General features: G+C 42.2%; 13 protein-coding genes. 2 read left to right on the top strand and 11 right to left on the bottom strand.

Features of this window, described 5'->3' with window-relative positions:
* Positions 1-821: TRCF domain-containing protein (locus tag C6G87_RS07110; RefSeq protein WP_267892708.1), on the top strand; the 821-nt coding region annotated here is incomplete at its 5' end.
* A 904-nt stretch (positions 822-1725) separates the two neighbouring features.
* On the opposite strand, the gene C6G87_RS07105 is transcribed toward C6G87_RS07110, so the two are convergent.
* The 10 genes from C6G87_RS07105 to dapF form a co-directional block, all read right to left on the bottom strand.
* Positions 1726-2244: a hypothetical protein gene (locus tag C6G87_RS07105; RefSeq protein WP_104752821.1), complete on the bottom strand. Its 519-nt coding sequence runs from the start codon at positions 2242-2244 to the stop codon at positions 1726-1728.
* 232 nt (positions 2245-2476) lie between these two features.
* The gene (locus C6G87_RS07100; protein WP_104752820.1) at positions 2477-3373 is read right to left on the bottom strand and encodes a hypothetical protein; all 897 of its coding nucleotides are present in this window, start codon (positions 3371-3373) and stop codon (positions 2477-2479) included.
* A complete protein-coding gene (locus C6G87_RS07095) occupies positions 3336-3689 on the bottom strand; it encodes a hypothetical protein (RefSeq protein ID WP_158653127.1) in 354 nt (117 codons plus the stop codon). Before C6G87_RS07095 ends, C6G87_RS07100 begins: the two co-directional genes overlap by 38 nt.
* A gap of 118 nt (positions 3690-3807) precedes the next feature.
* Positions 3808-3933, bottom strand: coding sequence for a hypothetical protein (locus tag C6G87_RS09030; protein ID WP_267892707.1), 126 nt, complete (start codon positions 3931-3933; stop codon positions 3808-3810).
* 271 nt (positions 3934-4204) lie between these two features.
* Positions 4205-4894: a hypothetical protein gene (locus C6G87_RS07090; RefSeq protein ID WP_104752818.1), complete on the bottom strand. Its 690-nt coding sequence runs from the start codon at positions 4892-4894 to the stop codon at positions 4205-4207.
* A gap of 51 nt (positions 4895-4945) precedes the next feature.
* Positions 4946-5758 (bottom strand): hypothetical protein, encoded by an 813-nt coding sequence (locus C6G87_RS07085; protein WP_104752817.1) that lies wholly within the window; start codon positions 5756-5758, stop codon positions 4946-4948.
* Positions 5759-5784: 26 nt separating this feature from the next.
* Positions 5785-6723, bottom strand: coding sequence for a hypothetical protein (locus tag C6G87_RS07080; protein WP_104752816.1), 939 nt, complete (start codon positions 6721-6723; stop codon positions 5785-5787).
* A gap of 23 nt (positions 6724-6746) precedes the next feature.
* Entirely contained in the window at positions 6747-7994 is a 1248-nt protein-coding gene (locus C6G87_RS07075) for a hypothetical protein (protein ID WP_104752815.1), read from the bottom strand.
* 298 nt (positions 7995-8292) lie between these two features.
* Positions 8293-8697, bottom strand: a complete 405-nt coding sequence (locus C6G87_RS07070; RefSeq protein WP_233709060.1) for a hypothetical protein — start codon at positions 8695-8697, stop codon at positions 8293-8295.
* A gap of 24 nt (positions 8698-8721) precedes the next feature.
* Positions 8722-9498, bottom strand: coding sequence for a diaminopimelate epimerase (gene dapF / locus C6G87_RS07065; RefSeq protein WP_104752814.1), 777 nt, complete (start codon positions 9496-9498; stop codon positions 8722-8724).
* Positions 9499-9545: 47 nt separating this feature from the next.
* Here dapF and C6G87_RS07060 point away from each other — a divergent pair, with 47 nt between their 5' ends.
* Positions 9546-10604: an AI-2E family transporter gene (locus C6G87_RS07060; protein ID WP_104752822.1), complete on the top strand. Its 1059-nt coding sequence runs from the start codon at positions 9546-9548 to the stop codon at positions 10602-10604.
* Here C6G87_RS07060 and C6G87_RS07055 read toward each other — a convergent pair.
* Entirely contained in the window at positions 10594-12249 is a 1656-nt protein-coding gene (locus tag C6G87_RS07055; RefSeq protein ID WP_199767667.1) for an L-lactate permease, read from the bottom strand. The genes C6G87_RS07060 and C6G87_RS07055 overlap by 11 nt on opposite strands.
* Positions 12250-12381 lie beyond the last annotated feature (132 nt).

The raw sequence follows: 12381 nt of genomic DNA, 5'->3' as shown, positions 1-12381 counted from the left end.
TCCACTCCAAAACCCCCCCCGCCCAAGCCCAAACCCTCATCCTAGAATTTGCTAAGGGGGAGTTTGAACTCTTGCTATGTACCAGCATTGTCGAATCGGGGATTCACCTCCCTAATGCCAACACAATTATTGTAGACAACGCCAATAGTTTTGGGCTAGCCGATTTGCACCAACTCAGGGGGCGCGTGGGGCGGGGCGCGCATGAGGGGTTTTGCTACTTTTTAGTAGAAGACAAGCAGGCCTTGAGTCCTAGTGCGACAAAGCGCTTGCTCGCCCTAGAGAAGAACGCCCATTTGGGGAGCGGGGCGCATATTGCCCTGCACGATTTGGAGATTCGAGGTGGGGGTAACTTGCTAGGGAGTCATCAGAGTGGGCATATTAAAAGCATTGGCTATGTGCTGTATGCGCGCATGCTTGAAGACGCGTTGCAAGAACAAAGCGCCTCTGCAGCGCAACGCTCCAGTGTGGAGCTCAAACTAGCCGTGAGTGGGTTTTTAGACGCTAAGCTCATTACCAGCGATGCCCTGCGCTTAGAATTGTATCGGCGGCTCTCCCATTGCCAAGAGGTAGAACAGGTTCTAGAAATTGAGCGCGAAATTCAAGATCGCTTTGGCGCGCTAGATCGCATGAGTGCGCAATTCTTAGCCATCATGCGTGTCAAAATCCTAGCTAACAAACTCCAAATCCCTAAAATCACCCACCACCAACAGCACATCACCTTGCACCTCCCCCAGCCGGTGTATCTGCAAGCCCCCAGCAAGGACGACCCCCAAGTGCTAGAAACTTTGCTAGGGTATTTGGAGCGCGCGCTAGTTAGGTGAACGCCCTAGCCATTTGTCGTTTTGTATTATGTTCGTCGCCTTATTTTTTTAGGAAGTTGATATAACAACGCCATCTAACATTTATCTAACACGCAAAAGCCCTAGATGTGCCGTGTTTATCAAGTCACCAAGGCACTTTGGATATTCTAGGCGTTGAGATCACAAAACAAGAACTCTTGATTTTCCTATCGGGGTTTTAGCTTGGTGATTACCCTAGAGACAACGATCGCTACCAAGATCAGAGCAATATCCAAGTCTTCGCTTTAAGCGATCTCTGAGATTCAAAACACCCTTCTAGACAGCCGGTTCAAGACCTCAATTCTAAGATCGAGAAATCCTTTAGAGGATTGAATAGACTGAACAAGAGGTACAGAGGACAGGGACAAGACTAGAAACTTACCAACCGCGCCATAAAGTCCCTAGCTTTAGCTATGGGGATATAAGGCGTTTTTGTGTTATAATGTCCGCCATAGAGTGGGGGCGTCCACTCTTGGAGTAGAGGCTGTAAGACCCGCCGGCGGGCAAGCCTTGTTGATCCTGCAGTCCCCTAGCTTTGACTATGAGGAGTATGTCAACCTTTCTCAGGTTGATATGTGAAACCAACAAGCGCGACGCGTTTGTTCCCTATGGGCAATATCGTCCAAGGAAGCCCAAATGTCTTTAGCATTTGGGCACTTCACTTGTGAAACACTCTAGATAGGGCAATTCTTGAGGGTTTTTAGGGAAATTAAAGTGCGCCAATATCTTAAATCAGAGGGTAGGCTATCGAGCCAAACTTTAACCTTATTTGCATCTTCAAGTTACACATGCTGGCATAGATTTTTAATAAAACATTGTTGGCACAGGTGAGATAAAAGCGAAGTCTTGTTTAAATCCACTCTTTCAGTTATAGATGGATAAAAGCTCACCAATCCAATCTCGAGCAATCAATCACCTCAATATGATTCCCTTTTTGACTATAAATAGTTGTGCTTATTGAATCATAGCCCTCGCCAATTACCCAAAAACGCTTGGGATTCTCCCAAATATAATAGACACCTACCCCATCTTCTTGGTTAGATTTAGTTTGTCCGCAGTCATAAAGATCAGTAGTGGGCATGGGAATCAAATTGCCTTTGCTGCTGAAAAGATCGTAAGCTTCTTTGATAGGGTGGGTCTTGATAGAATACTTTCTAAGCCAACCTGTTTCCCCATGGACAGCAACACACGAAAATGAATCGTGCTTTATGGGATACTTGCATAAGTCCATGAAATCAAGTTTTTTAAAGAATCTATCTCCCCCTGTCTTCTTGGCATCAAAAGCCACAGGAAACACTGGCTTAAGAAGTTTAATTTCCTGTTGAAGTATCTCTTGCGCCTGTTCTGTGCTAAGGAATGTTGTTTGTCCGTATGGCTCAAGCAAAAAGTACAAAATAGTGAGCACTCTCGTTACCTTAAAACCTATCCAACGCGGACTGTGTGTCATCAAAACTGACATAGTGTCGTGTATCGTAGCTGATTAAATTCAGTGCCTCTTTTCAATGGGGCGTTTTTAGTGCATGGGGGCACTCACAAGTGTCTGTCTCTAAGAGGGGGTGGGGCACGGGTCTCCTACTGATCTTTGTAGGTGTATGCTAGCTAAGAAAGATTAATAAAATAAAGGCTTGGTTTTCTCTTTAATCGCTCTTCCACTCCGGATGTCTCTTTTGGAGGGTTTCTAAAAGTGTTTTTGCACTGTAGGGGCAGACACAAACTTTAGGTACGCTTTTTTCTGTAAAGTATTTGATAGGGCGATAAAGCTTGTAGCGGTCGTTAGTGTATTTTCCATTAGCATCTACAACAAAGGTTGCTGTGTTGTCATCTAAAAATTTAAGATAAGTGATGTCACCACTAGGATTGATCTCTCCATCTCCATCTGCCTCTTCTTCTTCATCCCAAATCCTTAATCGCTCTGATTTTTTTAGATCACCTCCTAAGTCGCTAAGAGTTTCTATGAGGTTAATATAAACAATAGTAAAAACATCTTGCTTCATCTTGACATCTAAAATGCGCCCAAAACCCGCATTCTCTTGATTTTCCTCGCCATCAAAGCTATTTCCCCGGCTAGCTGCTAACAAAGTGGGTTTATAGTAAAGAGAAAAGTATGGATAGTTATCTAATTCTTTAGTGTTCTTAGGATTTAGATTTAAAAGTCTTTGGCAATCCTTAGGACTATCAGCAAAGACCTTATCCCAAAAGGAACGCCCCTTAGAGTCCTTTAAATCTGTATTAACTTTTAAAATCCTAGAGTCAGAAATATCGCCTTTAGTGAAAACATACTGCTCAGGGATGGGCGTATAAATGAGATTGCCCTTAGAATCCCTTAGATCATTGCCCTTAGAATCCCTTAATCGAGAGTCTATTTTAATCGTTTTGATCTCATAAGACCCATCATTAACACTTTCTTCATTGGTGTTGCTTGTGGCATTTAAAAATAAAGCCAAAAGTAAGAGGATGAGGGGTTTCATTGTTAAATTACCCACGGTTCTAGTAAGTTTAGAGATTTTGGGAAGGTTTAATTTTAAAATAGGCATCGATTTCCTCTTCAGATAGAGTTATATCTTTGATCAAGTAGGGTTTCTTGCCTTTTTCATAGAGAACATACACATAAGGGGCATTGATTTTTGAAATATCTAGAGTGTAGCGATCAAATTTGATAAGGGGACAATCCTGCATAAATAAACCCTTGATTTTTAAGGTATCATTAAGCACATTATCTATCCTATTTGCCTGTAGATATTCATGGGTATTGTAAATATAATTCACCATATCATCTATAAGAGCAGAGTATGTTTCCTCATCATTTTGATATTCTGCTTTGAGTCGTTTAAACCAGTTGCCACTGTCCATTAAGTCAAAACCACATCTTTTTTTGCAAAATACATGGCACACGCCATCATTAAGTTGGATAAATGACTGCGCCTGGACATAAACAACCAAGATTGTAGATACCGCAAGCAAAAAGTATTTAATTTGCATGGGGTTGTACGATTTCAATGTGATAGCATTCATCTGTATTGCGCCGTTCGTCGACAATGGAAAATCCTTGTTGGAAGAGCTTGAGGGCAACCAATCTCTTTATTTCTGCGGTCATCGCACTTAAAATTCCATGCCTAGACTTGTTTTGTTTTAGTGAAGTACCCACCCGCTAAAGACGGGTGGGCTTCCTTGGCCGATGTTGCCCGTAGGGAGAGTTTGGTTCTCACTCTATGTCCCTATAGTAGGGATTTTACAGAGTTTGAGCTCCAACGCATTCCCTACAGGTCTCACACATCGTATCTCCAAAGGCGTAACTTTCGACACTTCCTGCCGTAGATACGAATGTACGGAGACGTTATACCACAAAGTGGCATTCATCCCACCCGCTAAAGACGAGTGGGATTTCTGCCGAGAAGTCTTAAACTAGCATAAATGTCAATCACTGAGTGCACCTTTTTGACATAAACGCCCTTTACATGGGCAACGCCATCTTTAGATAACATACTATACATCCTTTCTGCTTGAACTCTAGGTGTCCGTGCTACATCTGTGATCGTGATAACAGGATTGTTAGATTCTTTGCCGAGTTGTTTGTGGATGTTTCTTGAATATTCTGAAATCAGGCTAATATCCAAGTGATTCTTTCCCACCACACTAATTCCGCTTAAATCTTGCTCTTGTGTTTTATGCCACTTTTCCGAACTTGGTTTATCTTGAGAATTTTTTCCCTCTTGATGCGTGGTTTTATCTGCATGTGTTGGTTTTTGATTTTCTTGTTTTTGCTCCTGTTTTCCTTGTGCCACCTCTTGGATTGTTTGGGGTTGCTCTTGAGGTGCTTTCTCCTCCTCAATCTCCAACACCCCCTTAGCTTGCGGTTCTCCCTTAAGCATTAAGGGAGAATTTTTATCTGCCATCACTAGAGAAATCTTTTCAGCTAAGACAATTTTTTGATCATCAATTTCTAATAATTCGGCAGCAATGTTTTCTGGAATATTGACTAACTTAGTGCAAGGAGTGGGGAAACCTGCAATGTTGTTAGTGCAATCCACAATGCTAGCTTGTGCTAAATCTTTCAAGCCAATACAGCCTGCTAAGAAAGATTATAAAATCAAGGCTTGGTTTTCTCTTTAATGGCTCTTCCACTCCGGATGCCTCTTTTGGATGGTTTCTAAAAGTGTTTTTGCGCTGTAGGGGCAGATGTGGACTTTAGGGACATCCTTTTGCGTGAAATATTTAATGGGGCGATACTGTTTATAATAGCCATTGGTGTATACCCCATTAGCATCTACAATAAAGGTTGCTGTGTTGTCATCTAAAAATTTAAGATAGGTGATGCCACCACTAGGATTAATCTCTCCATCTTCTTCCCAAATCCTCAATCGCTCTGATTTTTTTAGATCACCTCCCAAGTCCCTAAGGGTTTCTATGAGGTTGATATAAACGATGGTAAAAATATCTCCCTTCACCTTGACATCTATAACGCGCCCAAATCTCGCGCTCTCTATATACTCCTCGCCATCTAAACTATCTCCCTGATTAGCTGCTAACAAAGTGGGTTTATAATAAAGGTTATAGTTTGGGTAGTTTTGCGATTCTTTAGTGTTCTTAGGATTTAGATTTAAAAGTCTTTGGCAATCCTTAGGATCACCAACAAAGACCTTATCCCAAAAGGAATGTCCTTTAGAGTCCTTTAAATCTGTATTAACCTTTAAAACTCTAGAGTCTGAAATATCGCCTTTGGTGAAGACGAATTGTTGGGGGATTGGGTAGTAAATAGAATGACCTTTGGCATCCACGAGATCATTACCCTTAGAATCCATTAACAAAGAGTCGATTTTGATGGTCTTAATCTTATAAGACCCATCACTAACACTCTCTGCGTCTGTATTGCCTGTGGCATTTAAGAGTGAAGTTAAGAGTAAAAAGATGAGAAATTTCATTTTGTTCCTCATTTGCCCATGTTCTGCTAATCAACACTATACCAACAATAGTCTTGAGCTATATTCTTATCGCACACCTCATGCAAGGCTTTGGGATTAAGAAACTGACATTTTTCATTTCTAAAGCATGCTCTTCTTAGCTCATACAAGAGTCCATCACTGCCAAAAAATTTCCAATAGCTATTATCTCCTCCTGACTTAAGAACCATATAGTCGCTACCTCCTTGTACAAAACTATCTAGCCCCTCCTTGCCCCAAAAATACAAAAAATCTTGCATAGAAATTCTAAATTTGCCCTGTGGATCGTCCCTAGGTTGGCTGTAATAAAGATGGCTACCAAGAAGTTTTATCAGATCGCCTCCCAAATAGTCGAGATAAACTAGACCGGGATCGGGGCATCCATGCGCATTATCCGGATCGTGGCAAGAAAAAACTTGTTTGCTATAGGTGCGCAGATAAAAACGCCCCCGTAACATTTCAAAGGCGTATTGGTTGGCGGAGTAATGCCCGGTTTCAACCTCCTGATATTGTTCTGAGATCACCAAGAGATTATTTTTAACCTCAATGATTAAGGGTTTGTTGGTGCAAAACCCCTTAGATAATTGCCCCTTATGCAAAATACCCATGCATGTATACAAATAATCGGGGGGTTGAGCCCCCGAAAACACAACACAGCCTTGATAAAAAATCAAAGTGTAGGCTTTGGACTTGTTGGGCTTGTCATGGGGGGTTTTGGTTAATGCGCGGGCATCTTCTTGATTATAGATCGTTTCGCTCCACTGCAAGCTGTTATCATTGTAGATACATGCCCTTTTTTCTATCGCATCCGCATACTGCTTCCAATAGTCATTGACCCATTTTTTCACTATTACTTGCGCCTCTTTGAGTTCTAAGGCGTGTAGGCTGTGGAGACATAGACTAAAGATAAAGACCAACGCCCTTGTAAAAATCTCTTGTGTGTCCATGGGTCTTAGTGTAATTTGGGTTTTTAGATTGGATGGATTAGATTTTCAAAATTACCATTGTTTAGGCTCTCAAAGAAAGTTTGCAAAGAAATAGGGTGTTGGTTTTGGGGATCGTCCCTGCTTTGGCGATAAAAAATTTGGGTGCGTAGTACCAATGTGTCATAATCCAAATCATGACAACTCCCCCGACAGGTAAGCACCTCTCTGCTATATTCGTGCAAATAAAACCGATGATCAGCCAGCTTGAAGGTGAAATAATCTCTATAAGCACGATCATTGTGTGGTTTTAAAAAATCGCTCAAACGGAGGGTAAAAAAAGCCCCTTTGGTAGTGAGTTGCCTGCCCACATCTAGCCCCTTTCTATCGGTGCAAAACCCGCGCTCTAAGTGCTTGGCATGCAAAATACCCATGCATGTGTAATGATGCGAGCCTCCATAAAGCGTCTCCTTAAAAGACGCAAAGATGAAGGTATAAGTCTCTTGATGGTGTGTCATGGTTTGCATGTTGGCTGTGAATTTCTTGGTGTGCTTGCCTTTTAAATAGGTGGCTAACCATTGTTGCACCTGATCATGGGCTTTTTTAAGCTCTGGCTTGAGCCATCTACCCCTTTGATCGATCAAATTATCCTGTGCTGCCTGCCCCATAAAAGTATCCATATAACCATTGTCAGTAGGATCCCTATTAGCTAATGCCTCTTTGTCTTTATCCACAAAAATGAGTTTGCGATATTTTGACGCATTAGGATAGAAAAATTGCGCAAAAACGGGCGCGTATGTAGGATTGTTTAAGAGTAGGCGCGTGATCTCTTGAAAAGCACTGGTGTAATTCTCCTCCATACATCTAATTTCTTCAAAAAGAGGCATGGTGTGCGGATTGGTGCCCTCTTTTTCTGCCAAGCTGTATTGCTCATGCATGGTGGCACTGCACTCCTTACCCTCCTTATAAATGTATTTTAGGGAGATCTGGCGCACCTTTTGGCGATCCTCTGGGCTCACGCGCGCGCGCACATATTGGTAATAATCTACATAAAAACGATGGAGCATGGTTAAAGCAATGTTACTAAACTCTGTCATGCCTACATCAGAGACATCGCAGATCACCTGATCGTGCAGGGCTTGATCTTTAGATTTATAGCGATCACAAAACCACTCCGGATAGATAGCTTGGACATGCGCATTAGACCTGTCATCACCCAGCCAAAACACCTCTTCTTCAAAACTAAAGGCACAGGCGATTCGCAGACATAATAAAAAAATGACAACCCAACGCATAAAACCCTCTTTAATCAACCTAGCAAGCCATCCTACATAGAAATTCTAAATACTCTGTAGATCGTGGTGAGAAAAACCTATGTACCATAAGTGTTCAGATAAAAACACTCCCGCTATTTCAAGGGCGTATTGGTTGGCGGAGTGGTGTCAAAACCGCCTTTTGCGCCTCTTTGAATTCTAAGGCGTGTAGGTTTTGCCAAAAAAGGCACAAACTAAAGATAAAGACTAGCACCCTTGTAAAAATCTCTTGTGCGTCCATGGGTCTTAGTGTAATTTGGGTTTTTAAGCGCGGAGTAAATTATTGAGGGGTTTTAGGATGTTTGATCGCAAAATAGGCGTTGATGTCCTCTTCAAAGAGGCTGGAGAAAAACTTAATAGGCTTGCCGCGCGCATAAAGCCAATAACCCCATTTATTCTCCATTTTGACTCTTTGCTGGGGTGTAACCAAATAATTATAATCCTTATCCACAACAATATAGGGGATATAATTAGCCTTGGCATACCTCATAACATCATAGTTTTCATAGTTGGCATCATCAGCCATCACATTAAAAGCCTCTTCGCCCATTTCTTTTTTGGTTTGGGCGATCTCTGCATCGCTAAGATTAGCCGTGATGATACATTTCTGACACTGGATCACAAAATCCTTAGCTTCAAGACACATCATAACTAACAACAAGACAAACGCGTATCTAACAAACACAGCTACCTCCAAGCTTGAAAAGTTTCAAGATTTAAGGTTTTCCTTTAAAACAGTTCCTACGAAATGCACCTCTCCTTTGAAATAGATCGCTCCGTTCTCTAAACGCAAATTTAAGAGCTCACCACTAGGTGGGATCAAAGTGGCTTGTGTGCTGTAGTTATATTGATGGTGTGCGCACACAAACACCGCTGCCATGCCTGTACCACAGGCCAAAGTGATATCTTCGACTCCACGCTCATAGGTAGCTAGTTTGATGGTGTGCGAATCTTGGATATAAGCGATATTGATGTTGGCATTAAAACGCGCGCGTAACTTTTGCATTTGGAAAGTCTTGTGTGTGGGGATTTGGCTAGGATTGTCTACAAAATGCACCAAGTGGGGTACGCCCGTATCCACCAAGTCCCACACCTGCCCCTCTAGTTTAAAACGGTCCTTTCTAGTATATGTCCCTAAATTACTCTCTACTATGTTCTGATTGCTCCCACATCTTAGAACTTCCACATGGATTACCCCCGATCCGCTTAGAAATGTGTGTTTTAAGGGGGCTAAACCTTGTTGGTAGGCATAGAGTGCCACACAGCGGCTTGCATTCCCGCACATGTTAGCGCAACTCCCGTCTGCATTATAAAACTCCCATGTGTAAGCGTATTCAGCATGGGGTAACAACACAACTAAGCCATCTGCCCCAAAACCATAATGGCGCTCACAAACCCGCTTGGCTAGCGCACTGCGATCGTTAGGTGTAAACTGGTGGGTGATTAAAAAATCATTGCCACTCGCGCAATACTTATATAGGTGCATACTTGGCCTTTTTGGGTATTATAATACAAAACTTAAATGGGGTTGGCATGCGCCCAGTGTATTTCTTTTGGCTCTTGTTTGGCGTGGCGTTTTACTGGATGCTCTATCTCTATGAAGATTTTTTGATGGATTTGCTCATCGCTGGGCTTTTGTGTGTAACCATCTTTTGGCTCAAAGAGTTTTTTGATAAATACATGCGCAATCTTTTTAGCTCTTTACTCTGCGTGATTTTGCTTTTAAGCTTTTTGGTCATACCCATGTACTTTCTGATCCACAAAAGCATGGATTTCATCGCTCATCTTAATCTAGAAAGACTTTCTTTCTTTGTGAATAAGTTTAAGGCAGATGTGCTCACCTTTTTAGATCGTTTTCCTGCCATTAGTGCCGATGCACAAGATTTTCTCTCCAATATCTCAGCTAACTCACTGATGTCCTATGTCCTGCACTTTAGTAGTGATATTGGCAAATATAGCCTGCGTCTAGCAAGTGATACCTTGATGGTATTAGTCTTCTTATTTTTATGTTTTTTTTATGGACAGCACTTTTACCACTATATTTTAGATGTGTTGCCCTTTGAGCGCTACCAAAGCCAAAATATTTTTAGAGAAGTGGCGGGAATTTTACGGGTGGTTTTGCTTACCTCAATCATTAATGTTGTGTTACAGGGGGTAGCTTTTGGGGCATTGGTGGTGTGGTTTGATTTAGACTGGCTTTCTTTGGGGATTTTATACGGACTAGCTTCACTTATTCCTATTGTAGGCGGGGCTTTGGTGTGGATTCCAGTAGCGATTTATGAGACCTATAGGGATAATAGCACCACTGCAATCATCATCGCTGTCTATTCTATCGTGCTTATCGGAGGCGTGATTGATAGTCTTATCAAACCCTTGCTTATCGCCTTTATTAAACGCCGTGTGCTCAAAATTATGCTCAATATTAACGAGATTTTGATCTTCTTCTCTATCTTGGCAGGTATTAGTAAATTTGGCTTTTGGGGGATTGCAGTTGGTCCTACCATCACCGCTTTTTTCATCGTGCTCTTAAGGCTTTATGAACAATCCTTCACTAAGCCCAGAGACCCCGCATTCCGTTTGCCTAAGCACTAGGCACAACTTGAGGGAATAGATAGGCAATAATACTGATAATGATCCCCATTGCGATAACAAAGAGAACAGAGTATTTCACTGTGAATTTAAAAAGGTCGGATTCCTTGCCAGCCAAGCCCACCGCCGCACAAGCGATTGCGATGCTTTGAGGGCTAATCATCTTGCCCAAAGTCCCCCCTACGGTATTAGCAGTAAGAGTCAAGATTTCAGGAATCTTAAGGTTGTTGGCGGTGAGTTGTTGGAGTGATCCAAAAAGTAGATTGGAGCTCGTATCGCTCCCTGTTAAAAACACGCCCACCCACCCGATGATGGGCGAGAAGAAAGTGAAAGCTTTACCCGTATGGGTGAGGGCAAGCGCCATTGTGGCAGAAATTCCACTATAGTTAGAAACATACGCAAAACTGAGTACAAGCCCAATTGTCAAAATGGGATAGCGCATCTCTTTAAGTGTATCGCCAAAAACACTCACCGCTTCGCGCGCCTTGACACGCAAAACAAACATACTAAGGATAGCTGCAAGCAAAATAGAAGTTCCCACGGTGTTAATGAGTGGAAGTTTAAAAATAACAGGATTGGTTGCGCTTTTGCCTTCTATCACAAAGGGCGCGCTTTTAAAGATTTTTTGACTAATACTCTCAAATTCGAAATAAAAATTAGAGAAAGCTAACGCTCCGTCTTTGGTAAAGAGAGATTTAAACCAAGGCTGAGTCCAAATCACAATCGTTAGAATGAGGATAATAAAAGGTGTCCAAGCGACAAAAACTTTACAGATGTGGTGTTGTTGGTGAGTGTTTTGTGCAGGTTTCCCATCACTTCTAAAAATGCGTTTAGGTTGCCAAAAGCGTAAAAACACAGCAGTTGCCACTAAAGAAACGATCGCCGAGAGAATCCCTGGGAGTTCAGGTCCTAGGTAATTAGAGCTTAAATATTGCACCAAAGCAAATGTAAAGGCAGCTACAAACACAGCTGGGAAGGTTTCTTTAATCCCGCGCACTCCATCCATGAGAAAGACGATAAAAAAGGGCACAAGCAAGCTTATAAAAAACAAAATTTTGCCCGCCATCGCGCTAATGGCGATCGCGCTCACGCCTACCGCACCAGCCATCGCAGTAATAGGGATACCCACAGCACCAAAAGCAACAGGTGCAGTGTTAGCAATTAAGCATAAGCCCGCTGCATACAAAGGGTTCAATCCCAATCCTGCTAGAATTGCCGCCGTGATCGCTACTGGCCCCCCAAAACCAATCGCACCCTCTAAAAATGACCCAAAACAAAAGCCAATCAAAATCACCAAAATGCGGTGATCAGGAGTGATGGACTGCACACTCTCTTTGAGAATTTCAAAATACCCAGACTTAACGCTGAGCTTATAAAGAAAAATGGCAGCGATAATGATCCACGCGATGGGCCAAAGTCCGTAAAGGAAACCATAAACAAAACTAGCCCCCACCATTGCTATAGGCATTTTATACACAACAAGCGCGATCACAACGGAAAGTGCTACACTCAAAAATGCCGCAACATGCCCTTTAAGTTTAAAGACAATCAAGGACATAAAAAACAACACAATGGGCAAGACAGCAACTAGAGCGCTAAGCCAAATGTTTCCCAATAAAGGGGCGTAGACCTGATGCCACTCCATCAACAACTCCTAAGATCGGTTTCAGATTAGTATAACATGATCGCTAAGAGGCTAAGAAATTTGAAAGGGACAAGGGGGGCGTTTAGAGTAGAAATTACCCACTTAATAAATTTACGAGCGCAATAACATCACACA

The organism is Helicobacter baculiformis (genome assembly GCF_900197685.1).
Classification (GTDB): Bacteria; Campylobacterota; Campylobacteria; order Campylobacterales; family Helicobacteraceae; genus Helicobacter; species Helicobacter baculiformis.
Note: the sequence above shows the minus strand (reverse complement) of the source record. Positions and strands in the feature narration are given on the sequence as shown.